21 protein-coding genes are annotated in these 25,981 nt (G+C 69.0%); 15 read left to right on the plus strand and 6 right to left on the minus strand.

Annotation, left to right across the window (positions count from 1 at the left end; all coding sequences use genetic code 11):
* The first annotated feature begins 119 nt into the window (after positions 1 to 119).
* Entirely contained in the window at positions 120 to 4,658 is a 4,539-nt protein-coding gene (locus LX88_RS22195) for a hybrid sensor histidine kinase/response regulator (protein WP_372511386.1), read from the plus strand.
* The gene (locus tag LX88_RS22200; protein WP_258949722.1) at positions 4,655 to 6,952 is read left to right on the plus strand and encodes a SpoIIE family protein phosphatase; all 2,298 of its coding nucleotides are present in this window, start codon (positions 4,655 to 4,657) and stop codon (positions 6,950 to 6,952) included. The genes LX88_RS22195 and LX88_RS22200 overlap by 4 nt, the downstream gene beginning before the upstream one ends.
* A gap of 52 nt (positions 6,953 to 7,004) precedes the next feature.
* Here the strand turns inward: LX88_RS22200 and LX88_RS22205 are convergent, their stop codons facing one another.
* Positions 7,005 to 7,394: an ATP-binding protein gene (locus tag LX88_RS22205; RefSeq protein ID WP_258949723.1), complete on the minus strand. Its 390-nt coding sequence runs from the start codon at positions 7,392 to 7,394 to the stop codon at positions 7,005 to 7,007.
* A gap of 185 nt (positions 7,395 to 7,579) precedes the next feature.
* On the opposite strand from LX88_RS22205, the gene LX88_RS22210 reads away from it, so the two are divergent.
* The 7 genes from LX88_RS22210 (at position 7,580) to LX88_RS22240 (ending at position 15,584) form a co-directional block, all read left to right on the plus strand.
* On the plus strand, positions 7,580 to 7,945 hold the full coding sequence (locus LX88_RS22210; RefSeq protein ID WP_258949724.1) for a PadR family transcriptional regulator: 366 nt from the start codon (positions 7,580 to 7,582) through the stop codon (positions 7,943 to 7,945).
* Positions 7,946 to 7,995: 50 nt separating this feature from the next.
* The gene (locus LX88_RS22215) at positions 7,996 to 8,973 is read left to right on the plus strand and encodes a hypothetical protein (protein WP_258949725.1); all 978 of its coding nucleotides are present in this window, start codon (positions 7,996 to 7,998) and stop codon (positions 8,971 to 8,973) included.
* Between the two features lie 190 nt (positions 8,974 to 9,163).
* On the plus strand, positions 9,164 to 10,708 hold the full coding sequence (locus tag LX88_RS22220; RefSeq protein WP_258949726.1) for an alpha/beta hydrolase: 1,545 nt from the start codon (positions 9,164 to 9,166) through the stop codon (positions 10,706 to 10,708).
* Positions 10,709 to 10,854: 146 nt separating this feature from the next.
* Positions 10,855 to 11,058, plus strand: a complete 204-nt coding sequence (locus LX88_RS22225; RefSeq protein ID WP_258949727.1) for a hypothetical protein — start codon at positions 10,855 to 10,857, stop codon at positions 11,056 to 11,058.
* Between the two features lie 348 nt (positions 11,059 to 11,406).
* On the plus strand, positions 11,407 to 12,138 hold the full coding sequence (locus tag LX88_RS43800) for a sigma-70 family RNA polymerase sigma factor (RefSeq protein WP_307790873.1): 732 nt from the start codon (positions 11,407 to 11,409) through the stop codon (positions 12,136 to 12,138).
* A 460-nt stretch (positions 12,139 to 12,598) separates the two neighbouring features.
* Positions 12,599 to 13,702, plus strand: coding sequence for a pectate lyase family protein (locus tag LX88_RS22235; RefSeq protein ID WP_258949728.1), 1,104 nt, complete (start codon positions 12,599 to 12,601; stop codon positions 13,700 to 13,702).
* A 253-nt stretch (positions 13,703 to 13,955) separates the two neighbouring features.
* Positions 13,956 to 15,584: a SpoIIE family protein phosphatase gene (locus LX88_RS22240; RefSeq protein WP_258949729.1), complete on the plus strand. Its 1,629-nt coding sequence runs from the start codon at positions 13,956 to 13,958 to the stop codon at positions 15,582 to 15,584.
* 45 nt (positions 15,585 to 15,629) lie between these two features.
* Here the strand turns inward: LX88_RS22240 and LX88_RS22245 are convergent, their stop codons facing one another.
* On the minus strand, positions 15,630 to 16,235 hold the full coding sequence (locus tag LX88_RS22245; RefSeq protein WP_258949730.1) for a TetR/AcrR family transcriptional regulator: 606 nt from the start codon (positions 16,233 to 16,235) through the stop codon (positions 15,630 to 15,632).
* 9 nt (positions 16,236 to 16,244) lie between these two features.
* Positions 16,245 to 16,988 carry an alpha/beta hydrolase gene (locus tag LX88_RS22250; protein WP_258949731.1) on the minus strand — a complete coding sequence of 248 codons (744 nt, stop codon included), beginning with the start codon at positions 16,986 to 16,988 and terminating at the stop codon, positions 16,245 to 16,247.
* 104 nt (positions 16,989 to 17,092) lie between these two features.
* Between LX88_RS22250 and LX88_RS22255 the strand changes: the two genes are divergently transcribed.
* The 3 genes from LX88_RS22255 (at position 17,093) to LX88_RS22265 (ending at position 18,296) form a co-directional block, all read left to right on the plus strand.
* Entirely contained in the window at positions 17,093 to 17,308 is a 216-nt protein-coding gene (locus LX88_RS22255; RefSeq protein WP_258949732.1) for an alpha/beta fold hydrolase, read from the plus strand.
* 131 nt (positions 17,309 to 17,439) lie between these two features.
* The gene (locus tag LX88_RS22260; protein ID WP_258949733.1) at positions 17,440 to 17,919 is read left to right on the plus strand and encodes a hypothetical protein; all 480 of its coding nucleotides are present in this window, start codon (positions 17,440 to 17,442) and stop codon (positions 17,917 to 17,919) included.
* Positions 17,916 to 18,296: a hypothetical protein gene (locus LX88_RS22265; RefSeq protein ID WP_258949734.1), complete on the plus strand. Its 381-nt coding sequence runs from the start codon at positions 17,916 to 17,918 to the stop codon at positions 18,294 to 18,296. The genes LX88_RS22260 and LX88_RS22265 overlap by 4 nt, the downstream gene beginning before the upstream one ends.
* Here the strand turns inward: LX88_RS22265 and LX88_RS22270 are convergent.
* Positions 18,250 to 19,164: an SDR family NAD(P)-dependent oxidoreductase gene (locus LX88_RS22270; protein WP_258949735.1), complete on the minus strand. Its 915-nt coding sequence runs from the start codon at positions 19,162 to 19,164 to the stop codon at positions 18,250 to 18,252. The two genes, LX88_RS22265 and LX88_RS22270, sit on opposite strands and share 47 nt — an antisense overlap.
* Before the next feature lie 101 nt (positions 19,165 to 19,265).
* Here LX88_RS22270 and LX88_RS22275 point away from each other — a divergent pair, with 101 nt between their 5' ends.
* On the plus strand, positions 19,266 to 19,931 hold the full coding sequence (locus tag LX88_RS22275; protein ID WP_258949736.1) for a TetR/AcrR family transcriptional regulator: 666 nt from the start codon (positions 19,266 to 19,268) through the stop codon (positions 19,929 to 19,931).
* Between the two features lie 123 nt (positions 19,932 to 20,054).
* On the opposite strand, the gene LX88_RS22280 is transcribed toward LX88_RS22275, so the two are convergent.
* A complete protein-coding gene (locus tag LX88_RS22280; protein ID WP_372511387.1) occupies positions 20,055 to 22,271 on the minus strand; it encodes a rhamnogalacturonan lyase family protein in 2,217 nt (738 codons plus the stop codon).
* A gap of 350 nt (positions 22,272 to 22,621) precedes the next feature.
* On the opposite strand from LX88_RS22280, the gene LX88_RS22285 reads away from it, so the two are divergent.
* A complete protein-coding gene (locus tag LX88_RS22285) occupies positions 22,622 to 24,130 on the plus strand; it encodes an RICIN domain-containing protein (protein ID WP_258949738.1) in 1,509 nt (502 codons plus the stop codon).
* A 70-nt stretch (positions 24,131 to 24,200) separates the two neighbouring features.
* Here LX88_RS22285 and LX88_RS22290 read toward each other — a convergent pair whose 3' ends face one another.
* A complete protein-coding gene (locus tag LX88_RS22290; protein WP_258949739.1) occupies positions 24,201 to 25,100 on the minus strand; it encodes a DUF1963 domain-containing protein in 900 nt (299 codons plus the stop codon).
* Between the two features lie 166 nt (positions 25,101 to 25,266).
* Here LX88_RS22290 and LX88_RS22295 point away from each other — a divergent pair, with 166 nt between their 5' ends.
* Entirely contained in the window at positions 25,267 to 25,971 is a 705-nt protein-coding gene (locus LX88_RS22295) for a DUF1990 family protein (RefSeq protein WP_258949740.1), read from the plus strand.
* Positions 25,972 to 25,981: the final 10 nt, after the last annotated feature.

The raw sequence follows: 25,981 nt of genomic DNA on the forward strand, positions 1-25,981 counted from the left end.
TGCGCCTCTACGCCTCCCCGGACGTGGTTGAAGTAAGGTCGTTTGGTTGATCGAGGTGCGCTTGAGCAAACAGGTGTCCCCTCACACCTTGTTTGCGCCCTGTCCTGGAGGCAGTAGGAATGAGTGGCACCACGGCCAAGGCCGACCGTTCCGCCACCGGTCAGAGCGAGGCACGAAGAGCGGCCGACATGCCGGAGCTGCGGCAGTTGCTCGCCGGGCTCACCGCGGTGCGCGACGGCGACTTCGGCATCCGCCTGCCCGACGACTCCGACGGGTTGCTCGGCGAGATCGCCACGGTCTTCAACGGCATGGTGGACCAGCTGTCGCTGTTCACCTCCGAGGTCACCCGCGTGGCCCGCGAGGTCGGCACGGACGGGCGGCTCGGCGGGCAGGCCGAGGTTCCGGGCGTGTCGGGCACGTGGAAGGACCTCACCGACTCGGTGAACGCGATGGCGGGCAACCTGACGAGCCAGGTGCGCGACATCGCCCAGGTGGCCACCGCGGTCGCGCGGGGCGACCTGAGCCAGAAGATCGACGTCGACGCCCGCGGTGAGATCCTCGAGCTGAAGAACACCGTGAACACCATGGTGGACCAGCTCTCCAGCTTCGCCGACGAGGTCACGCGAGTCGCGCGCGAGGTGGGCAGCGAGGGCAGGCTCGGCGGGCAGGCCGAGGTGCCCGGTGTCGGTGGTGTGTGGCTGGACCTCACGAACTCCGTGAACTTCATGGCGGGCAACCTGACCGACCAGGTCCGCAACATCGCGCAGGTGACGACGGCGGTCGCGCGGGGCGACCTGAGCCAGAAGATCACGGTCACCGCGCGGGGCGAGATCCTCGAGCTCAAGAGCACGATCAACACGATGGTCGACCAGCTGTCCTCCTTCGCCGACGAGGTCACCCGCGTCTCCCGCGAGGTCGGCACCGAGGGCGCGCTGGGCGGGCAGGCCGACGTGAAGGGCGTCTCCGGCACCTGGCGCGACCTCACCGACTCGGTGAACTTCATGGCGGGCAACCTCACCGCGCAGGTGCGCTCGATCGCGCAGGTCGCGACGGCGGTCGCCAGGGGCGACCTGAGCCAGAAGATCAACGTCAACGCGCGCGGCGAGATCCTCGAGCTGAAGAACACGATCAACACGATGGTCGACCAGCTCTCCTCCTTCGCCGACGAGGTCACCCGCGTCTCCCGCGAGGTCGGCACGGACGGCCGCCTCGGCGGTCAGGCGGACGTCAAGGGCGTCTCCGGCACGTGGAAGGACCTCACGGAGTCCGTCAACGTCATGGCGGACAACCTCACCGCGCAGGTGCGCTCCATCGCGCAGGTGACGACGGCGGTGGCGCGAGGCGACCTGAGCCAGAAGATCCGCGTCGACGCGCGCGGCGAGATCCTGGAGCTCAAGGAGACCATCAACACGATGGTCGACCAGCTGTCCGGTTTCGCCGACGAGGTCACCCGCGTCTCCCGCGAGGTCGGCACGGAGGGCAACCTGGGCGGCCAGGCGACCGTGCGCGGTGTCTCCGGCACGTGGAAGCACCTGACGGACAACGTGAACGTCATGGCGTCCAACCTGACCAACCAGGTGCGGTCCATCGCCCAGGTCGCCACCGCGGTCGCGAAGGGCGACCTCAGCCAGAAGATCACCGTCGAGGCCAAGGGCGAGGTCGCCGCGCTGGCCGGCGTGATCAACACGATGGTCGACACGCTGTCCGCGTTCGCCGACGAGGTGACGCGCGTGGCCCGCGAGGTGGGCACCGAGGGCATGCTCGGCGGTCAGGCACGCGTGCCGAACGTGGCGGGCACGTGGAAGGACCTCACCGACAACGTGAACTTCATGGCGAACAACCTGACCAACCAGGTGCGCAACATCGCCCAGGTCACCACCGCGGTCGCGCAGGGCGACCTGACGAAGAAGATCGACGTCGACGCCCGCGGCGAGATCCTCGAGCTGAAGACGACGATCAACACGATGGTCGACCAGCTCTCCAGCTTCGCGGCCGAGGTGACCCGCGTGGCCCGGGAGGTGGGCAGCGAGGGCCGGCTGGGCGGCCAGGCCGAGGTCGAGGGCGTCTCCGGCACGTGGAAGCGGCTCACCGAGAACGTCAACGAGCTCGCCGGCAACCTGACCCGGCAGGTGCGGGCGATCGCCGAGGTGACGAGCGCGGTCGCCGAGGGCGACCTGACGCGGTCGATCACCGTGGAGGCCTCCGGTGAGGTCGCCGAGCTCAAGGACAACATCAACTCGATGGTGGGCTCGCTGCGCGACTCCACCAAGGCCAACCAGGACCAGGACTGGCTCAAGTCCAACCTGGCGCGCATCTCCGGGCTCATGCAGGGCCGCCGCGACCTCGCCGTGGTCGCGGAACTGATCATGGACGAGCTGACGCCGCTGGTGTCCGCGCAGTTCGGCGCCTTCTACCTGGCCGACGACATCGACGACCACCAGGAGCTGCGCCTGATCAGCTCCTACGGGCACCCCCACGCCTCACGGCCGGCGCGGTTCGAGTTCGGCCAGTCGCTGGTGGGCCAGGCCGCCCGCAGCCGCCGCACCATCGCCGTGGACGACATGCCCGCGGATTACGTCGCGATCTCGTCCGGACTCGGACGGACGGCCCCGGTGAACCTGGTCGTGCTGCCGATCGTGGTGGAGGACCAGGTGCTCGGCGTCATCGAGCTGGCGTCGGTGCACCACTTCACCGACATCCACCGCGACTTCCTCGAGCAGCTGATGGAAACCGTGGGCGTCAACGTCAACACCATCATCGCCAACGCCCGCACCGACGAGCTGCTCGCCGAGTCCCAGCGACTCGCCGGGGAGCTGCAGTCGCGCTCGGGCGAACTGCAGGTGCGCCAGGAAGAGCTGCAGCGCTCCAACGCCGAGCTGGAGGAGAAGGCGGCACTGCTCGCGACGCAGAACCGCGACATCGAGGCGAAGAACCTGGAGATCGAGCAGGCGCGCCAGGAACTCGAGACCAGGGCGCGGGAGCTCTCGCTGGCGTCGAAGTACAAGTCGGAGTTCCTGGCCAACATGAGCCACGAGCTGCGCACCCCGCTCAACAGCCTGCTGATCCTCGCCCAGCTGCTCGCCCAGAACCCGAGCCGCAACCTCACGCCCAAGCAGGTCGAGTACGCGGGCATCATCCACTCGGCCGGTTCGGACCTGCTCCAGCTGATCAACGACATCCTCGACCTGTCCAAGATCGAGGCCGGCAAGATGGACATCACCCCCGAACGCGTCTCGTTGCGGCAGCTGCGGGACTACGTCGAGGTGACGTTCCGGCCGCTCACCTCCCAGAAGGGGCTGAGCTTCCAGCTCAGCACCGCCCCCGGCACCCCGCCGGAGCTGGTCACCGACGACACCCGCCTGCAGCAGGTGCTGCGCAACCTGCTGTCCAACGCGGTGAAGTTCACCGAGACCGGTGGCGTCGACCTGCGCATCGAACTCGCCGACCCCGACCAGCTGCCGCCCGCCGTGCGCGACCACGGCCCGGCGATCATGTTCCGCGTCAGCGACACCGGCATCGGCATCGCCGAGCACCAGCTCGAATCGATCTTCGGCGCCTTCCAGCAGGCCGACGGCACCACCAGCCGCAAGTACGGCGGCACCGGGCTGGGGCTGTCGATCAGCAGGGAGATCGCCTACCTGCTCGGCGGCTTGATCACCGCGGAGAGCACCCTCGGCAAGGGCAGCACGTTCACCCTCTACCTGCCGGTACGGCGCGAGGACTTCCCCGAGAACGCGCAGGACCTCCCCGAGCAGGAGGCGTCGGCGCTGCCCGTGGCGGCGGCACAGACCGTCGCCACCGGCCACAAGCGCAGGCTGCTCGTGGTCGAGGAGAAGTCGCACGGCCTGCTCGCACTGGTCGCGCAGAGCGCGGTGACCGACCTGTCCGCGAGCGATGACCCGCGCGGCCCGGTCGACGTGGTCACCGCGGTCGGCCAGGAGGAGGCGGCGGCGGCGCTGGCGACGGAGCCGTGCCACTGCGTGGTCCTGGAGCTCGACATGCCCGACGGGGCCGCGTTGCGGTTCCTGGACGCCCTCGACGGCGACGCCGCGACGAGCACGGTTCCGGTGCTCGCGCACCACAACCGCAGGCTGGCCGCCGAGTACGAGCAGCGGCTGCACGAGCGCAGCAGCTCACGACCGCTCGAGATCCTGTCCAGTCTGGACGAGCTGCGGGAGCGGATCGCGTTGCACCTCAACGCCAAAGGCCCGCAGGACGTGCTTCCACTGGTACGGCCGGAAGAGCCGGGGCAGCCGGTGGTCCACCAGGCGAACGGCCAGCTCGCCGGCCGCACCGTGCTGATCGTCGACGACGACGCCCGCAACCTGTTCGCGCTGAGCAGCATCCTGGAGCTGCACGGTCTCCGCGTGCTGCACGCGGAGAACGGCAGGGAGGGCATCGAGGCCCTGGTCGCCAACCCGGAGATCGACCTGATCCTGATGGACGTGATGATGCCGGAGATGGACGGGTACGCCGCCACGACGGCCATTCGCGCCATGCCGGACCACGGACAGCTGCCGATCATCGCGGTGACCGCCAAGGCGATGCCCGGAGACCGCGACAAGAGCATCGCGTCCGGTGCCAACGACTACGTCACCAAGCCGGTGGACGCCGACGAGCTCATCTCCTGCGTACGTCACTGGATGCGTCAGCGGTGACGGCCGACGGCACAGGCGTCGATCGGCTCGCCGGCCTGGTCGCGCGCCTCCAGCGCGAGCTCGAGAAGAGCCGGGAGGAGGCGGACGGCCGGGCGCTCGTCGAGCTCGCGAAGGGCATGCTCGTCGAGAGGCTGCGCTGCGGGCCGGCGCAGGCCGCGGAACAGCTCGCCCTGCTCGCTGACCGAGCCGGCACCACCCAGCTCGAACTGGCCGTCGACATCATCAACGAGGCGTCCGGCGACGACTTCGTCGCACGGGTGCCGTCGGCGGCAGACCCGGACAACCGCGCCGCGATCCGGCTGCGGACGGCGGAAAGCGGTGCGCTGCAGGCGGACGACACGCAGGCCGTCGCTCAGTCGCTGTTCGCCCACGCGCTCTCGCCACTGGGCGCGGCCGCGGTGGCGATCTGGTCGGCGGGCCCGGACTCCTCGCTCACCCTCGTCGGGCAGGCCGGGTTCGCCGCGGGCGAGGCCCAGCGCTGGCGTTACGTGCCGCCCGGCGTCGCCACACCCGCGCGGCGGGCGCTCCTCGACCGCGACGCGGTGTGGATCTCCGATCTCGCGGAGTCCGGGCTGCCGTCCATCGGCGGGGACCTGCCCGGCCGCGTGGCCGTTCCCGCGGGCACCGGGGGCCGGATCACCGGTGTGCTCGAGATCTGCTGGCCCGACGTCCTCGAACCGCAGCCGCTGAGCGTGCACAAGCAGGTGGAGGCGCTGGCCGAGCTGTGCGCCGCCACCCTCGACAACACCGCGCCGCACGGCCAGATCGACCACGTCACGACCGCGCCCGCCGAGCTCGCGGACCTCGCCGACGGACTGCTCGACCCCGCGCTCGTGCTGGGCCCGGAGATCGCCGCCGACGGCACGCTCACCGACTTCCGGGTGCACCACGTGAACAACCGGTTCGTCGACCTCGCGGGCAGGCCGCGGTCCGCGGTGGCGGGGAAGCTGCTGCTCGAGGCGTACCCGCTGGCCGCGGCCGAAGGCGACCTGTTCGACAAGGTCGAGCGCGTGCACGCGACCGGTGAACCGTTCCGGGCCGAGCGCATGACGCTGGCGGCACTGGTCGACGAACTGCCGCTCACGGTCACCGCCAGTGTCAGCGTCACCCGCCACGGCGTCCTCGTCCTGCTGGTGTGGCGGGTCCAGGACGAGGCTGCCCGGCTCGCCAGCCTCCTGCAGCACGCCCAGCGCCTCGGTCGCATCGGCGGGTTCGAAGAGGAGCCCCAGCACGGCAAGGTCATCTGGAACAGCCAGCTGTACGCGCTCTACGGCCTGCCGCCGACCGCCGATCCCGTGCCGCTGTCGGACATCACCGATCACGCCCACCCGGACGACCTGCCGTCCCTCAACGGGTTCCTCCGCAACGTCCAGCACCAGCACCGGCCCGCGTCGGCGGCCTTCCGGCTGCACCGCGCCGACGGCGTCACCCGGCACGTCCGCGTGATCGCCGAACCCGTGCTCGACTCGCACGGCGCACTGCTCGCGATCCGCGGCGCCTACCAGGACGTGTCAGCGCAGCACTGGACCGAGGTGGCGCTGTCGGCCGCCCAGGACCAGCTCGCCATCACCACGCAGGAGGTCGAGGAGCACAACAGGCTCACGCTGCGGCTCCAGCAGGTGATCATGCCGCCCACCCATCCCACCATCGACGCGTTCGGGTTGCGCGTCGCCGTGCGCTACCGGCCCGCCGCGCAGGAGGAACTGGTCGGCGGCGACTGGTACGACGCCGTCGTGTTGCCGAACAAGCAGATCCTGGTCTCGGTCGGCGACATCACAGGCCACGGCATCAAGGGCGCGACCGGGATGGTGGCGCTGCGCAACGCCTTGCGCGGTCTCGCCGCCACCGGCGCGGGGCCGGGTCAGCTGCTCAAGTGGCTCAACCTGGTGGCGCACCACCTCACCGACCACATCATCGCCACCGCGCTCTGCGGTGTGTACGACCCGCTCACGCGCGTGCTGCGCTGGGCGCGGGCCGGCCACCTGCCGCCGGTGCTGATCAGGGACCAGCGCGGCGAACTCCTGCCCATGCTGCCCGGACTGCTGCTCGGCGCGCTGGCGGAAGTGTCCTATCAGGAGGGTGAGGTGCAGCTGGAGCCCGGCGACACCCTGCTGCTCTACACCGACGGCCTGGTCGAACGCCGAGACGTGCCGCTCGACGAATGCATGGAGCGCCTGTGCGTCGCGGTCTCGGGTCCACCGCGCGATCTGGAGACGCTGCTCGACGAGTTGCTCGCGACCAGCGACTCGAACACCGACGACGACACCTGCGTCGTCGGTATCCAGTTGCTGTGACCACCTGCCCGGCGCCGGGCGGGTTCTCACGGTGGAAGCGGTCGGCGCCGGCTCAGCAGTAGACCGACGCGAACACGGTCTTGCCTCCGCCTGCGCGCCGCCGGGTCCCCCACGTCCTCGCCAGGCTGTCGACGACCACGATCCCGCGCCCGCGGAAGTCGTTCGGCAGCCTCGAAAGGCCGTACACCGGCTCCGCGGACGAGATGTCGTCGACCTCGACCGTCACCGCACAGGGCGCCTGGCTGCGCTGAACGCGCAGACGACCGACACCAGGTGTGTGGTCCAGGGCGTTGCTCACGAGCTCCGTCATCACGAGCAGGACGTCGTAGAGGTGGTCCTCTCCTAGACCGCGCAGAGCCGCCGTGAGATCACGGCGCAACGCCGACACCGCGACGCCTGGGTGCACCGGCAGGTCGAGCACGAGAAGCCCGTGCGGTGTCACGAGCGCCTCCTCGAAAGGTATGCCTATGGCCAACGGGCGCAACGCGACCGCGACCGCCTGCAGCAATCACATAGTAGTGAGCGGAGTAGTGAGCGGAGTAGTGGGCGGAGAACACCCCGACATCCGGACGGGCTCGAGGCCATAGGTCGGTTGACGATATATATCGAACGCTGTAGCTTCACGGCGTGCCCATTCCGCTGCGTGAACCCACGTTCTTCATCCTCACCGCGCTCACCACAGAGCCGCTGCACGGCTACGGCATCGTCCGGACCGTCGCGGAACTCTCGGGTGACCGCGTCCGCCTGCAGGCGGGCACCTTGTACGGCGCACTCGACCGGCTCAAGGAAGACGGCTGGATCGAACTGGATCGCGAGGACGTCGTCGACGGTCGTCTACGCCGCTACTACAGGCTCACCGACACCGGTGCCGGCGTGCTCGCGAGCGAAACCGTCCGGCTGCGGGCCAACGCCGACGCCGCCACCGCCGGTCTCCGAGCCCGAGCCGCCCGTGGTGGCTCGGGCGGCTTCGGCCCCGCGCCCGGCCTGGCCTGACTCACCCGGTCTCTCCAGCACCGACCCGTGTTCATCGAAGGAGCTCGTTCGTGACCCTTTCCGACCCGGCACCCGATCGCCTGGAGCACGCCTACCGCAAGCTGCTCCGCTGGTATCCCGCCGCCTACCGGGCAGACCGTGAGCAGGAGATGCTGGGCACCCTCTGCGAGATGGCGCGGCCCGGCCAGGTCCGGCCCACCGCACGGGAGCGCGCCAGTCTGGTGCACGGCGCCGCCCGAGCCCACCTGCGCGGAGCAGGCGACGGCATCCGCGGTGCGACCGCGGCGGCGGCCGTCCCCACCGCCGCCCTGGTCACCGGCTACCTCGTCGCCCTCTACGTACTTCTCGCCTTCGACGGCCTGGGCCTGACCGACGCCGTGCACATCGAGTCGCCGTGGGGGCACCTCGCGCTCGCGGTCACCACGACGCTCTGGGGCGGAGTAGTGGTGTCGGTGCTGAGGGGCCGCGCCCGATCAGCCAAGCTCCTGGCAGCCGGAGCGGCTCTCACAGCGCCGTTCCTGCCCGTCGCGGGCGCGAGCTGGGACGCCCACATCACCGTCGCCATCGGTGGCCTGCTCCTGCTTCTCACACCCACGACCGCGCTTCAGCTCGGCAAGCGCGAGCGCCTGACGGCCGGGCTCGTCGCCGCGTCCATCGCCCCGATCTCCGTGGTATTCGCGATTCTCACCACCGCCACGTCGGTGCCCGCCCGCAGCAGGCACCCGTTCACGATGGACCTCGACCTGCTGGCACTCCCGATCGGCATGACCGTCGCACTCGTCGCGACCACCGGGTTGCTCCTCCACCGCACGGGACGGCGCAGCCTGCTCACCGCCCTGCTGATCGTGAGCGCCACCGCCTACACGCTCGAGCCGATCCACGACCTGCTTCCGCGGGGCTCCTTCCTGGCCGCGGCAGTCCTTTTCAGACTCCTCCCGGACGTGGCACTCGCAGCCGTCGCGTTCACGGCGACGACCACGGCTCTCCGCCACCTTCGCCTGCGCTCGTTCACCAGGTTCACCGCATAGGTGGCCGCTGTCCCCCGTGAGGACTACAGAAGAGTGTCCACGCCAAGGGGATTCGTCGCGCCACCGTCCCTCATAGGTTTCTGCTGGCGACAGCGTCAGTGCGTCGCAGCACGCCGAGACCTGGAGGACAAGGACGTTGAAGACGATGCAACGGTCAGCGGAAGCCGGTATCCCCCGGAGGTCCACCAGGGTGGTGATCGCGGTGGCGCTCACCGTCGCCGCGGTGGCGGCCTGTGACGCCGCCGCGGCAGAAGGCCCCACGAGTCAGGACGCACCACCGGTCGTCGCCGAGGCGGCCGGCACGCCGCGCATCACCTGGGGCACGTGCCCGGCGTCGGCCGAGGGCGCCAGCCGCGACCCCCGGCTCACCTGCGGAACGGTGGAGGTTCCGCTCGACTACCGGAACCCCGGTGGCGAGAAGATCGAGGTGGCCGTCTCGAAGCTGCCGGCGGCGAAGTCCCGCGACCGCCGCGGTGTCCTGCTGCTCAACCCCGGCGGCCCGGCGTTGCCCGGCCTGGACACACCGCGTGCCGTGGCGCAGACCCTGCCGCCGTCGGTGCTGGCGGCCTACGACCTGATCGGCTTCGACCCGCGTGGAGTCGCGCACAGCACCCCGCAGAGCTGCGGCCTCGACGACCCGTCTCTAGCAAGCCTCTTCCCGTACCCGGCCGCGGACGGTTCGATCACCGCGAACGTCGGCCACGCCCGCACCGACGCCGAACGGTGCGCGACGAACGCCGGCAGGAAACTCCGGTACTTCACCACCGCCAACACGGCCCGCGACATGGACCGCATCCGCACGGCGCTCGGCGAGAAGAAGATCTCCTACTGGGGTCAGTCCTACGGCACCTACCTCGGCACCGTCTACGCGTCACTGTTCCCGGAACGCGCCGACCGGGTCGTCCTCGAGGGCAACGTCGACCCCACGAAGGTCTGGGCCCACGCCAAGGACAACTGGGGCAAGGCCATGTCGGAACGCTTCCCCGACGCGGCAAGGGTCGCCGCGGCGCAGCACGCCGCGCTCGGTCTGGGCGGCACCATCGACGAGGTGACGCAGAAGTACCTCGCACTCGCCGACCGCCTCGACCGCACCCCCGCGCCCGTCCCCGGCACGCAACTGGCGCTGACGGGTTCGATGCTGCGCACCGTCACCTACAGCCTCCTGCTGGACAACAAGTCTCTCCCGGTGCTCGCACAGTTCTGGAAGGCGGCCGCCGGACTGGCCGGCGGCACGCTCACCGAGGCGGACGGCCAAGTGCTGCAGCAGGTGTTCGCCGCACAGCCACCGACCCCCGGCGTGCCGGCCGACAACCAGGCCACCATGTTCCTGGCACTGACCTGTGGTGACGCGCAGTGGTCCGGCGACGTCGGCGACTACGCCCGCCGCACCGCCGAGGACCGCGCGGCCTGGCCGCTCACCGCGGGGATGCCCGCCAACATCTGGGCGTGCGCGTTCTGGCCGAAGCCGATCGAACAGCCCGTCCGCGTGACCGGAAAGGGACCGCGCAACACGTTGATCCTGCAGAACCGCAGGGACAACGCCACACCGTGGGAGGACGGCCTCGGGCTGTACGAGGTCCTCGGCAAGCGAGCGGCTTTCGTCGGCGCGGACAACGGCGGGCACTACGTCTACAACCAGGGCTCCACGTGCGTGGACGAGGCGACGGTGACGTTCCTGACCACCGGCCGGCTGCCGGACGAGAAGGTCGTCTGCACCGACGTCGCTCCGCGGTGACGGGGCTGCTTCCCCTGGCGCATGACCATCATCGAGCACAGTTGTCAGGATCAGCTGCTCTCGGTGCCGAGGTGCAGCCTGCTCTACCTCCAATCAGGAAGCCTGCGGTATCGGCGATGCCGGCGAGCAGAACTAAATTCGTTGCCATGGACAAGGAACTGAACCTCTCCCCCACCCGCAACCGCACCCTGCTCGCGGTGGTGCTGGCCTGCAGCCTCATGGGCAACGTCGCCACCCAAGCCTTCGGCCTGAGCCTCTACGTCAGCGCCGCCTTCGGACTGGTCGCCATCGCCAGCGGTATCGCGCTCTTCTCCAGCTACCGCAAGAACCGCGAGGCCCCGCGCAACTGAATCGGCACCGTTCTCGTGGACGCCCTACGTCGAGCGCACCCACACGGGTCGCTGGTGCGATTCACGACACACGGGCAACCAAACCGGTCCCCCATCGCATGGATAAGGGTGAGAGCGTCTGCCAGGCGCCACTGATCCCTTGGGAGAGTCGCGGTGCGAGCAGGCCAGGTGATCGCGGTGGCGGTGTTGCTGCTCGCGCTCGTGGTCATCGCGATCCCGGTGCTCGCACTCCGCGATACCGAACGACCTCCAGAGCAGCGTCCCACAGTGATCCGCACAGACGACATGACGTGGCAACGGACATCGTCACCCGTGCCGTCCTCGCCGCCACGGCCCGTCGGATAGGGGATGACGCTGAACTGGGAAACCGAGTTCGCCGAACTCTTCGACCGGTGCTCGGACTCGATGCGGTTCACCGCCTACCTGCTGTGCGGCAACTGGCGCAGGGAAGAGCTGACCGACGCACCACCCGAGGAAGTCTTCGACACGCCCGGCGCCGAGGACGGCCTCGTGGTCTGGGAGGCGTTGTCCACACTGCCCGCACGTCAGCGTGCGGTGCTGGTGCTGCGCTACTGGAACGACATGAGCGTGGAGGACGTCGCCGCCGCACTCGGTTGTTCGACCGGCACGGTGAAGTCGCAGAGCAGCAAGGGCTTGCTGACGTTGCGGCGCAAGCTCGGCCTGGGTTCGACCGGTCGAGGCTGGAGGCCTGATGGTGCACGAAGACGAACTGAGAGCGATCTTCTCCGCACTGCGGTCGCAGACATCGCCTCCGGGTTTGAGCTCCGCCGCCGACCTGATCCGGCGCAGCCGGGCGAGACAGTCGCGGCGCCGTACCGCCGCGGTGGCGGGCAGCGTCGTCGCCACGACGGGGATCTTGGCGCTGGCACCGGCTTTCCTGCCCACCGCACCCAGCACACCGGTGGACCCCGGTCCACCCTTGCCGACGCCGGCCTCGACGACCGACAGCGTGCTCACCACTCCCAACGGAGCGCCCGACTCGTACCGCACCACACCGGGCGTCCCGGTCACCACCACAGGAATGGCACCGCCGGCGACGTGATCGCAAGGCGCGCCTGACGCGTGATCAGAATCAAAAGCCCTGCTTTCATGGCCTTGGTGTGCTCGTCGAAATTCGACAATGTGAGTCGAACGGCGTGGCCCATTCGACTCGAACGCGAAAGCTCGGAAATTCAAACGCGGGCACCGTCACTCCGCGCTTATTCATATCTGTGAATCAGCGAGGTGGTCGCCGGGAAGTCAAGTCGCGCTCGCTCAATCAAGTCGTTCAGCGTTCATAACCGTGAATTTTATTGCCAGTCGAGCAATGTTGCGCAATACTCACTGGGAGCGTTCCCAGCAAAGCTGATTCCGGCCGCCATCGCGATCAGCGTCGCTGGGAATACGTCAGACAATCCTGCTCGCAAGGATGCGACGCAAGAGTCTGCGTACGGACAACCGCGCGACAAAGCGATTCGCCGGTATTGCCGCCGGCGAGCGCGGCTACACCCGTCCCCCCTTCGAAGACGCAGGAGACGAAATGAAGCGATCAGTCGCATGGCGGATCCCCGCGGTCGTGGCCGCGCTGGCCGTCGCGACCTCGACCAGCGCGGTGCTGGCGATGTCACCGGCGTCGGCGGCGGCCGGCGTCGCGACCGGCTACGCGTCCCAGAACGGCGGCACCACCGGCGGCCAGGGCGGGGCGACGGTCCGGGCCACCACCGGAACCCAGATCCACCAAGCCCTGTGCGGCCGGGCGAGCAGCAGCACGCCGATCATCATCGAGGTCTCGGGCACGATCAACCACGGCAACACCGCCAAGGTCTCGGGCAACAGCTGCGAGACCGCCGCCGGCGTGATCGAGCTCAAGCGGATCAGCAACGTCACCATCATCGGTGTCGGCGGCGGAGCCGTCTTCGACCAGCTGGGCATCCACATCCGCGAGTCCCGCAACATCATCATCCGGAACGTGACCGTCCGGAACGTCAAGAAGTCGGGTTCTCCCACGTCCAACGGCGGCGACGCCATCGGGATGGAGAACAACGTCCGCAACGTCTGGGTCGACCACGTCAACCTCCTGGCGTCAGGCGGTGAGTCGGAAGGCTACGACGGCCTGTTCGACATGAAGAACAACACCCAGTACGTGACCCTGTCCTACAGCACCCTGCGCAACTCCGGTCGCGGCGGGCTGGTCGGGTCCAGTGAAAGCGACCGCTCGAACGGGTTCATCACGTACCACCACAACCTGTACGAGAACATCGACTCCCGGGCGCCTTTGCTGCGGGGCGGCATCGCCCACATGTACAACAACCACTACGTGAGCCTCAACGAGTCCGGCATCAACTCCCGGGCCGGCGCCAAGGCCAAGGTGGACAACAACTACTTCAAGAACTCACGCGACGTCCTCGGCACCTTCTACACCACCGAGGCCGGCTACTGGCAGGTCAGCGGCAACGTCTTCGACAACGTGACGTGGTCCGCCCCGAGCAGCGACCACAAGCCCGCCGGTCCCGACGTCAAGTCCACCACCACCGTCTCCGTGCCCTACAGCTTCACCCTCGACCAGGCCGGCTGCGTGCCGAACGTCGTGAGCCGCACGGCGGGCGCCAGCACGGGTCTGAGGGAGTCGGACGGCAGCTGCTAGGAAGGCTTCGCACCTGGTCGGTCGAGCTCCGGTTCTGGGTGACGACCACTGCGCGGTCACCTGGTGACCGTGGCCCTGGGTGACGGCTCTCGAGATCCAGTAGTCCAGTCCTCCGAGGACGGCATCGCTGCCGTCCTCGGAGGACATCTGTGTTTACGCGGATCTTCAACCGGGTACTGGAATGTCCGGAACTAGTGCCATGACAAGGAGTTGGGGTCAGGCCTGTGTGGTGAGACAGGAGGAACGAGCAGCAATGTGGTCCGTGGATGGGAAAGCCTCGAAGTTCCTCGACGGCGCGCCGGTGGGCAGCATCGAACTGGCCCGTGGTCTCGCAGGTTCAGGTGGATCGCTCCGGGAGATCACGTCGGTGCTCGAACGAGCGCCCGTGGGCTTCGCCGTCGTGGGCGACCAGATGCAGGTCCTGTACGTCAATCCGGCGTTCGTGGCGGTGCACGGCCCGTCCTCGCGCCAGTTCGCCGGGCGAACGATCGGCGAGATCGTTCCCCCTGCTTACAGGGCAACGGTAGAACCCCTCGTCGCCGACGTGCTCAGCACCGGCGCCGTGCACCGCGATGTCGAGACGCACGACGACGCCGGCGATGCCGCCAAACACCTCCAGCTCACCCTGTTCCCCTTGTGCGACCGCGACGACCAGGTGGTCGCCGCCGTGATCGCGGTTCGGGACGTCACCGAGTCCCACGAGGTCGCCGAACTCGAGGGAATGCGCCTGCACGCCGAGTGGACCGACCGGCTGGACCGGGCGCAGCGGGCCGGCGGCACCGGGTCGTGGGAGATCGACCTGCGCACCGGCCGCGTCGCGTGGTCGGTGAACCTCTGCCGCATCGCCGGCGTCACGCATTCACCGAACACCGTTGAGGAAGTCCTCTCGCTGGTGCATCCGCAGGACGTCGAGGTGGCTCGCGCTTCGTTCAGCGGCCGCACCATGCAATCACCGGTGGTGGACGTGGAGTACCGGTTGTGCACCCCCGACGGACGGATGGTCGTGGTCACGTCGATCGCTGAACCGGTCGCGGACGTCAACGGCACAGTCGTGGCGCTGCGCGGCATGTGCGTCGACCGCACCGCCAGCCGCACCGCCGAAGCCACCGCGCAGGCGGCCGTCGTGCGGGCCGACGAGGTGACCGCGCAACTGAAGGACGAGCGGCAGGTCGTGCTGCAGTTGCAACGAGCTCTGCTGCCGCCGAGTCTCCCCGACGTCGAGGGCGTGGAGCTGTCCGCGGCCTACCAGCCGGCGGACAGCGCGGCCGGGGTGGGCGGCGACTTCTACGACGCGTTCGCCCTGCCCGACGGCAGGCTCGCGATCGCGGTCGGCGACGTGATCGGGCACGACGTGGAAGCCGCGGTGACCATGGGCAGCGTCCGCAGCGCCATCCGCGCCTTCGCGATGCAGGACCCGCCTCCCGACCGCGTTCTAGGTGAACTGAACCGGCTCGTCTGCTCGTGCGCCGACATGACGATGACCACGGTGTTCTACGGCGTCTACACCCCCTGGGACGGCACTCTTCGCTACGCCAACGCGGGCCATCCCCACCCGCTGCTGGTCCACGACGGCACAGCCCGTCCCCTGGAGCACCGGCACGGGCTGATCACGGGAGCCGCGCCGCATGCCGAGTACCTCGCGTTCGAGACATCACTGAGGCCGGGCGACGTGCTCTTCGTCTACACCGACGGGCTGGTCGAACACCACGACACCGACATCGACACGAGCATCCAGACCTTGTGTGCCGCCGTGACAGCTCCGCACCTGCCCGAGCGCCTCGACCACCTCGTGCCGACGGTGATCAACGCCGCCGCCCCCGACCGGGGCCGCGACGACATCTGCGTACTCGCCCTGCGCCGCAGACCGCCAGGCACCGACTGAGCCGGGCCGGCCATCCGGCGCGGCTGCGGCACACGGTTCAGGACATCAGGGTGCTTCGAACGCCGGGACACTCCGCAGGCCGTTGACCAGCAGCCGCACGAGGTGCCGCACGTCGTAGCGGGTGCCCTTGGCCGCCGGCGCGCCCGCGCAGATGCTGCCGACACCGCGCATCAGCTCGTAGGGATCCTGGCCTGGTGCGATCTCACCGGCTTCCGCGGCCGCCTGCAGCAGTCGCGTGCACACCGGCACCAGGTGCTCGAGGAAGTAGTCGTGCAGCGGGTCGTAGCACGACTCGCCGGACTGCAGCACGGACGCGAGCCCCTGCTTGGTGATGACGAAGTCGACGAACTGGTCGATCCACTTCGCCAGCGCCCGGTGGGGGCCCGGTTCGGCGGCGAGCAGGGCGGGGCCCTCCTCGGAGAGCGACCGCACCTGCGACCGGTAGACGGCCACGATCAGGTCGGCCCGCGTCGGGTAGTGGCGGTAGATGGTCGCGGTTCCCACCCCGGCGCGGGCGGCGATCTCGCGGATCGGCGCGTCGACGCCGGAGGTGACGAACACCGCGGCCGCGGCTTCGAGCACGTTCCCGGCGTTGCGCCTCGCGTCGGCGCGCCGCGGCGGTGGGCCCGCGGCGCCGGGAACGTCGCTCATGACCGCATCCTATCGACCGGCACCGGCCGTTGAGGACAGCCGTGAGGCGGCCAGGTCACCGATGTCGAGCAGCACCTCGGCCAGCTCCGCGGGCATGGTGATCATGCAGTCGTGTCCCGTCGCCAGCTCGCGCACGTCGGCGGGTTCCCCGTTCGGCTGCACGGGAGGCACGGGGCGGAACTCGATGCCCTCCGGTTTCACCGTGCAGTGGATGTGCGTGCGGGGAATCGCGTCGAGCGCAGGGTTGTCCATGGCGACAGGCTCTTCCAGGCACCGGGTGGACTGGTCGGAGACCATCGTGCCGAGCCAGGCGATGTCGGCGGGATCGGTGATGCCGAACAACCCGAACGGCGCGGGCGGCGGAGGCATCCGCCAGCCGGCGCCGATCATGCCGCGCACGACGGGCATGGCGTCGAGCGCGCTCTCCCCGTCGACCGGCACCATGGCGTCGAGGTAGACCAGCCGCGCGATCCGCCCGGGAACCTCGTTGGCCACCGCGGAGATCACCATGCCCGCGTAGCTGTGCCCGACCAGCACGACGTCGCGGAGGTCCTCCTCGACCAGCAGCCGCACGACGTCGGCCGTGTGCGTGCCGAGTCCCGTGTCCGGGCTCAGCAGGTGCCGGGTCTCGCCGTAGCCGGTCAGCGTCGGGGTGAACACCGGCCTGCCGCTCGCTCCCAGCCGTGGCACGACCCGTGCCCAGCTCTGACCGCTGTGCCACGCACCGTGCACCAGCACGTAAGTCACCGGCATGTCTCTCCCGAACTAAGTGGGACGTTGTCCCGGTTACGATATGGGACGGTGTCCCATTTAGTCCAGTGGCCTGCGGAAACCCGTGCACCAGCGCGACGGACGTCGTGACACCAACAGCCTTGGCGATCACCGGCGGCAAGGACGTCCAGGTGGATCCGGCCGACCTCGACCGGATCCGCGAACTCGTGCCCGGCGACGTGGAGACCCACCGCATCCCGGACCTGACACACCTGCTGCGCCTCGATCCAGGCCGCCCGTCCCTCCGTTCCTACCCGCGCAACTGCGCAAGCCCGTCGACGCCGGCCTGCTCGCGCAGGTGACCTCCTGGCTCGCCCGCAGGCTCGGCGTCGAGCAACACCCCTGACAGGAAAGAAAGCACCAGCCGGTGGTCAACCGACCGACCACCGGCTCTCCTCAGCGCGCCCGCGCACCCCGCGAAAAGGACGAAGTCGTGACCACCGCCACCCCCGTTCGCCAGAAGAGCGACCTCGCCGTCTTCTGGACCGTCACGTTCGTGACCACCTGGGCCTTCTGGCTCCTCGCGATCACCCTCGGTGGATCGCCGACCAGCTCCCCCACCGTCCTCCCCTACCTGCTCGGCGGGTTCGGGCCGGTGTTCGGGGCGATCGTCGTGCGAGTGCGCCGCGGCCGTCGTCGCGAGCCGGTTCCCGCGCACACCGTGCCACTCCGGTTGAGCGCACGGCTGCTGTGGGCGTTACCCCTGCTGGTGCTGGCCTCGGCGACCGTCGTGGGTGCCGCGCTGCTCGCCGATCTGCCGGGTGGCCCCGTCGTGAGCCTCACCGAAGGGCAGAAGTTGATCGCGACCATCGGCGGGCCGGTGCCGTTCCTGATCAGCATGGTGATCGCGGGGCCGCTGGCCGAAGAGCCCGGTTGGCGTGGCACGGCTACCCGCGCCTGCTCGCGACGATGAGCCGCCTCCGGGCCGGCCTGCTGCTGGGTGTCGCCTGGGCGGTGTGGCACCTGCCGCTGTTCTTCATCGGCGGCACCGTGCAGTCCGAACTGGGGCTGTTCAGCTGGAGCGGGTTGCTGTTCAGCCTCAGCGTGCTGCCGATGGCGTTGCTGACCGGTCACGCCTGCGAGCGGGCGGGGGTCGTCGCGGCGATCGCGGTGCACTTCGGGGTCAACGCGACCGTCGCGGTGCTGACCGTGAAGTCGCCCGTCACCCAGGCATTCGTCCTGGCGGTGCAGGTCGTCGTCGTGGTCGTCCTCCACTTGGCGGCTTCTCGACGCCGCTCACGGCTCACGCCGTGGCGACTGCCTGACCCACCGGGAACCGCACGCCGGTGAGGTCCTCCGAGACGACCCAGAGGCGTTGCTGCGCGGTCAGGTCGTAGGAGTCGGAGCTGGAGGCGACCAGCCTCGGGTGGCCGCGCCGCTCGGCCAGGCCGTCGGGCCCGTAGTACTGCCCGCCGAGGACGGACGGGTCGGTCGCGGCCCGCAGTGTGGGCAGCGCGCCCGCCGTCGCGGGCTGGGTGATCACCGGAGCGAGCCAGGTGATCACCCGGCGGGCGACCGGCGGCGTGTTGCGGGCCAGTTCGGTGTTGGAGATACCGGGATGTGCGGCCACCGCGACGGTGGTGCCGTGCGCGGCCAGCCGGCGCTGCAGCTCGTAGGTGAACATCAGGTTGGCGAGCTTCGACTGGCCGTAGGCGGCGGACCGGCTGTAGGAACGCTCCCACTGCAGGTCGTCGAAGTGGATGGCGGCGTTGATGCGGTGGCCGGTGCTGCTGACCGTGACCACCCTGGAGCCGGGCACCGGCAGCAGGCGGTCGAGCAGCAGACCGGTGAGTGCGAAGTGGCCCAGGTGGTTGGTGCCGAACTGCATCTCGAAGCCGTCGCGGGTGGTCTGCTTCGGGGTGTACATCACGCCGGCGTTGTTGATCAGCAGGTCGATCCGCGGGTGGGCGGCGCGCAGGTCGGTCGCGGCGGCGCGCACCGATTCCAGCGAGGTCAGGTCGAGCTCCTGCACGGAGACGTCGCCGTTGATCCGGGCGGCGGCCAGCTCGCCCTTCTCGGTGTCGCGCACGGCGAGCACGACCGCCGCGCCGCGTTCGGCCAGCCCCCGTGCGGTCTCGAAGCCCAGTCCGGTGTTGGCACCGGTGATCACGGCCACCCTGCCGTCCTGGCGCGGAATCTGCTGCTCGGTCCACTTCATCGCGAACTCCTAATGTACCGCCGGTAACTTACGATTCGAACGCTAATGTACCGCCGGTACACTGTCAAGGTACCGGCGGTACCCAAGCTAGGATCGACGCCATGACGTTCCAGCGGGCGCGCACCGAGGAGCAGCGGGAGGTCCGGCGCCGGGCGATCCTGGAGACGGCCTCGGCGATGCTCGACGAGATGCCGGTGGCCGAGGTGACCCTGAACGAGCTGAGCCGGCGGGTCGGCCTGGCCAAGACAGCGGTGCTGCGCTACTTCGAGTCCCGCGAGGCGGTGCTGCTCGACCTGATGGACGACCGGACGGCGACCTGGCTCGCCGAGCTGGAGCAGGAACTCGCCCACGCCGTCGACCTGGACCGGGCCGCTGTGGAACGGGCCGAACAGACGGCTGACGCGCTCGGCCGGTCGCTGGCCGCCCAGACGGCGCTCTGCGACCTCTACGGCGCGCAGGGCGGAGTGCTCGAGCACAACGTCTCGGTAGAGGTGGTCCGCCGGCACAAGATGGCCTCGCTGAGCAACCTCGCGGTGATGGCCGATCTCGTCCGGCGGTACCTGCCCGAGGTCGGCGACCACGCCGAAGAGTTCTGCCTGACCGTCCTGCTGACGGCCGGCGCGCTGTCCGCCTACACCTCGCCGCCACCGAGCCTGCTCGCCGTCTACGAGTCCGAGCCGGCACTGGCGGTCCACCGCATCGACCTGCGGACAGCCCTGCGGCGCGCCATCATGACATTGCTCGTGGGCATGCTGCCACGCTCCTGAGCCCGAAGCTCGACAGTGGAACGGAAGGGCCGGTCCGGGAGGGTGAACCTCGCGAACCGGCCCTTCGTTCGAGCCGGGTCAGATCGACACGGCGGAGGAGGATGTCATCGACCTACGCACCGGTCACTTCGCGTAGTGGACGTCCGGCCACGGCGGAGTGGCCATGCCGCCGCCGATGTGGAAGCTCGGGTGCGGCGGCTGGTTGTAGGCGGTGTTCTGCCAGGCGATCGCGGCCCGGTACATCGGGTCGTGCATCAGCGTCGGGATGCGGCGGTCGGTCTGGTTCGGAGTGCTGTAGACGCGCAGCGCCCGGTTGTCGCTCGTCGGCCAGATGACCTCCTCGCGCCAGTCGCCGAGGATGTCGCCGGACAGCGACGGGGTGGACTTGGTGCCGTTGTTGGAATGCACGTTCGACCCGGTGAGCAGGCGGGTGTCGCCGCCGGTGCCGTACTTGTCGACGTGGGTGCCGTCGAGCAGTTCGCGGCTGGGGTCGCCGTCCCACCAGATCAGGAAGTTCGCCGACGACGGCTTGCGGCCGACCGTCTCCCCCCTGGTGTTGCGCAGCTGGCTGTCCGCGCTCGACCACGACTCGGCGCCGGGGCTGCCGGCGTGGACGTCACCGGACACACCGCGGCCGTTGTCGCCCGCCGGCGCGGTCCGCCAGAGGACCTGACCGGTGCGCGCGTCAGCGAACCACGAACCGGGCTGGCTGCCGTTCTCGGACACCTTGTAGTACTCCAGGCCCGGCCGGGACGGGTCGAGATCACCCAGGTGGGCCGCGTCACCGTGCCCGAAGCGGGTGTTCCACAGGCCGCGGCCGTTGTCGTCCACGACCGCCGCGCCGTAGACGATCTCATCGCGGCCGTCCGCGTCCACGTCACCGATGGTCAGCGAGTGGTTGCCCTGTCCCGCATAGGTTCCGTTGCCGGAGGCGTTCGAGTCGAACGTCCACCGCTTCACCAGCCGGCCGTCGCGGAAGTCCCACGCCGCGATCACCGCGCGGGTGTAGTAGCCGCGCGCCATGATCAGCGACGGACGAGCACCGTCGAGGTAGGCGGTACCCGCGAGGAACCGGTCGACGCGGTTGCCGTAGCCGTCTCCCCACGACGCCACGTTCCCGCGTGGCGGGTCGTAGTTCACAGTGGACAGTGCGGCACCGTTGAGGCCGCTGAACATCGTCAGGAACTCCGGCCCGGCCAGCACGTAGCCGTCACCGTTGCGGTGGTCGGCCGAGGCGCTGCCGATGACCGTCCCCCGGCCGTCGCGGGTGCCGTCGGCGGTCTTCATCGCGATCTCGGCACGGCCGTCACCGTCGTAGTCGTAGACCTGGAACTGGGTGTAGTGCGCGCCGGAGCGGATGTTGCGGCCGAGGTCGATGCGCCACAGCCGGGTGCCGTCGAGACGGTAGGCGTCGATGAAGGTGTTGTCGGTGACACCGGCCTGCGCGTTGTCCTTGGCGTTGTTCGGATACCACTTCAGGAAGATCTCGTACTGCCCGTCGCCGTCCGCGTCGCCCACACTCGCGTCGTTCGCGGTGTAAGCGCTACCCGGCGGGGAGATCGGCACGTCGAGATAGCCGGCTCCGAACGACAACGACGCCGGGGAAGCCGGCTGCTCGGCACCGTTGACGATCGCTCGCACGGTATACGACGCACCGGAGGGACCACCGGAGTCGAGGTAGTTCGTGGACGCCGTGATCGGTGCCGAGTTGAGCTTCGTCCCACCCCGGTAGACGTTGAACCCGGTGTCCCGCGCGTCCCCGGCCAGCAACCGCCAGCTGACCAGGTTCCCGCTGCCCGACCGCACGCTGACCACACCGCGGTCCAGCCGCTCGACCTGCTTGCGCCCGGTCGGATCACCCGGTTCCGGCCCTGGATCCGGGCTCGTCGTGGTCGTGGTCGTCGTGGTCGTGGTGGTCGGCTCCACACCGCCGGTGCACAGGACCCCGTTGAGCGTGAACGCCTGCGGTTCACCGACTTCGGATCCGGACACCGTTCCGTTGAACCCGAACGACACGCTCCCACCGCTCGGGATCGCTCGATTCCAGTCCACGTTGGACGCCACCACGTCCGCACCGGACGGCACGAACGTGGCGTTCCAGCCCTCGCCATAACGCTCAGAACCCGGAAATGTCCACGCGAGCCTCCATCCGTCGACCGGATCACCGAGGTTCTTGATCGTGACGTTGGCGGAGAACCCGCCTTGCCACTTGTTCTGCACCAGGTAGTCGACCTCGCAGCCGGGAGCGGCCGCAGCCATCCCCCCGGCCGCGAAGCCACCTGCAACCACGCAGAGCGCCGTTCCCACGGCGAGTGCGCGCGCGCCAACATTGCTGAGCACCATTGCTCCTTTTGCTCGCTTTCTGGGAACGCTCCCAGATCTGTCGCGCCTCCATGACAACACCGCGCACCGGGACCGGTCAATGATTGAAACGATTCATTCGACTGCGGCCGGTAAGCGCTTTCCACCTTGCAGCGCAGCAAGTAGATCTCCGTCGTCGCACGTCGGGAGGGCGCGCGGCACACGGTCCGGCCGAGAATCAGCTCGGCTGTTCCGGGCACGGGGGCCGGGCCGGGCCCGCGCCTCCGCCGTCGAACGCTTCGACGGTTCGAAGGGCAGCGGTGGACGATTGACTAGAGGTCCGCGATCCTCATCCAGGCAGCGCGCATGGCACGGCGATTGGACACCTCATGACAGTGATCATGGCGCACGACCGTCATCACCCAGGACCATCGCGAAACACCCGGTCGTCGCGCCGATCACTGATCACCCTGGCGGTGGCCGCGCTCGCCGCATCGCTGAGCCTGGTCGTCGCCACTCCCCCGGCCGACGCCGCCACCAGCCAGTTCCGCGGAGTGAACTGGGCCGTGCTGGGCGACAACTTCAGCACCACCACGCTCGTCGTGCAGGGCCTGAGCCAGTCCGACAGCAACGCCACCGTGCGGGCCAAGGCCAACGCCCTCTACGACGACATGGCCTCCACCTTGGGGGTCAACACCGTCCGACTGCCCATCAACACCCACACCGTGGCCAACACGACCTGGTGGAACGCCTACCGGGGCGCTATCGACGCCGCCACCGAACGCGGGTTCAAGGTCATCCTCGCCTACTGGGAGGACGGCGCCGCCTCCAACGGCAAGATCACGAACATGGCCGCGTGGAACAGCATGTGGTCCAGCGTGACCAACACCTACGGCTCGAACGGCAACGTCTACTTCGAGCCGATGAACGAGCCGGTCGGCTACAGCTCGGCGGACTGGCGCAACGTAGCCGCGAACTGGCTCGGCCACCACACCTCCGCGGTGCCTTCCCGGGTGCTCATCGGCGGCATCGGCTACAGCCAGGACCTGCGGGACGTCTGCAGCGACAGCCGCTTCAACTCGACGCTGCTGTCCTTCCACCACTACGCCTTCTTCTACGACGCGATGACGTACGACCAGTTCCGCAGCCACATCCAGACGCGGCTGGGCAGCTGCGCCTCCCGCGCGGTCGCCACCGAGTTCGGCGCGCCGATGTCCACCGGCCTCGACTACGGCGACGCGAACAGCGGCAACAACTTCGTGCGCCACATCCGCGCCATGGCCCAGGTCATGCGCGACAACCGGATGGGCGGCACCTACTGGCCGGCCATCGGCGGCAAGCCCGGGAACATCGGCTACGACTACTACTCGATGTACTCCTTGAGCGGCAGCGGCACCAACCTCGACCTGACCATCCGCAACACCTCCGGCGCCGACCGGCTCCGGTACGCCTGGGGCGACGGCACGAACCCGCCCGTGGCGACGTTCTACCGCATCACCGCGCGCCACAGCGGCAAGGCCATGGACGTCCAACAGCCGAACACCGACAACAGCGCGCGTGTCGGCCAGTACACCTACAGCGGCAACGCCTGGCAGCAGTGGGAGTTCCGGGACGCCGGCAGCGGTTACTGGCGCATCGTCAGCCGACACAGCGGCAAGTGCCTCGACGTCACGAGCGCGTCCACCAGCGACGGCGCCGAGCTCGTCCAGTACACCTGCGGCAGCGGCGCCAACCAGCAGTTCCAGATGGTCGCCGGCGGCAGCCACTTCCAGCTCCGGGCACGGCACAGCAACAAGTGCGTCGACGTGCCGGCCGCTTCCACTGTGGACGGAGCGATCCTCAAGCAGTACACCTGCAACACCGGCACCAACCAGCAGTGGTCACGCACGCCCGTCTAACGGTCGTGCGTGACCACAGTTCCGAACTAGGAACGGACTCCGGCGGGGAACGCGACCCAGCCGTCCGGGCTCACTCGGTGAACATCGTGTAGGAACGCATCTGGTCGAAGCGCTTCGCGGCCAGGTCTTCGGCGCGGAGCAGGAAGCACCCGTAGTAGACGTCGCTCTGCGTGGAGAACTGGGCGAGCGGCAGCCATTCCAGGACCAGCCGGTGCTCCTCCTCGCGCTGCAGGCGTCCCCGCTCGTCGACCGACAGCTCCGAGCCCGCTGCCCGCCGGCTCTGGACGCTGTCGAAGGACATCTGCAAGAGCGGGTCGTCCGAACTGCCGACGTTGCGGCAGTACCCGCCGATCTGGAGCGTGCTGAGGTACCGGTTGCCCTTCTCCGGCCAGAGCTCGCCGACGACCTCGCACAGCTGGTCGATGTGCTTCAGCTCGTCGACCAGCTGCTTCACGCTTTCCGCTTTGAACTGGACGTCGCGGTCCTCGATCCAGTCCGGCAGTTCCGGCCGCACCCGCGCGGTGATCCGCTGTTCGGGGATGACGAACGGGATGTCCTCGCAGAAGAACGTCCTGGAATCGTGGTCGGGCGGCGGTGCCGCCACCTCCGTCTCCGTGCCCGCGGGAACGTACAGGACCTGCGAGTAGGCGGAAGACGGGTGTTCGTCCATGTCCTCCTCGTGGTGCAGGAAGAACAACAGCGATCCGTCCGCCGGCAGACCGAGCCCCTCGGTCCGTGGCAAGGCCGCGCAGTCGACGGAACCGATGAACGGCAACGGAGACTCGCCGCCCGGCCATTCCACGCCCACCGGTAAGCGGGGAAGACCGCCCATCTGGCCGACTAATTCCTCCCCGTCCTTGCCCGGCCACGCCCACACCGCGAACCGGAGGTGCTCGGCGAACCTGCCGACCTCGTCCTCGGGAATGCCTCGATCGATTGCCGCACTGCGGAACTGTTCGTAACGATCCATGGCGCAACATGATCGCAGAAGGGTGAAAGCGCTTCCACAGCCCCGGTCCAGTTGAGACGGACTGCCGGTTTCTCATGCCTGGGGCTGACTGGTCAGTGGATGTGCGGTCGCGGTTGACGTCAGGTGGCACAACACGTTGAGAAAAGCGGCGAATCCGGGGTAGTCCATGACGACGAGATCGTGGAGGTGGGGCGTGCGAGTGCTCTGGTCGGGTGGAGTGGCCGTCGGTTCGTTTTTGAGGTCCTTGCGTGAGCGGGACCTCAACTACGACCCGCGAGAGGTGCGTGCGCCTGAGTGGACGTTCGACGTTCACCGCCATGACTTGGGGCGGGAGGTGCCTGGCCCGCCGTGCGACGGCGGGGTGTGGCAGCGGGCGAGGCCGTTGGTGGAGAGCTACGAGTTCACCCCGCCTGAGATCGTGCGCGGCTTCTACGAGGCCGCCTCGGAGTTGCTGGGACGCGACATGGTGCTGCAGGCGCGGCTTCCCGCCGTGCGGTTCCTGATGGGTGTGCGCGTGACACAGGTGCGGGACGAGGTGTCCGAGCAGCACAGCCTGTGGGGATGGAGCTATCAGACGCTGCAGGGCCATCTCGAGCGTGGCCGGGTGGACTACGAGCTGATCAAGCACCACGACACCGGAGCGGTGGAGTTCGTCGCTCGCAGCCATTCCCAGTTGCACCCGCGAGCCCCGTGGTGGATGCGGTGGGGGTGGCGCCTGGTCGGGCGGCGGACTCAGCTGCGTTTCTACCGGCGCGCCGGCCAGCGGCTCCGGCTGCTGCTAAACGATGACGCTGGACCGATCGTGGTCACGCCGCGCACGGTCGAGCGCACGGGACGCTGGAGTCTGACGGTGCCCGACCCTCTGCTATGAGGCCATTCAA

It is taken from the genome of Lentzea californiensis (genome assembly GCF_024648825.1).
GTDB classification, from domain to species: domain Bacteria; phylum Actinomycetota; class Actinomycetes; order Mycobacteriales; family Pseudonocardiaceae; genus Lentzea; species Lentzea californiensis.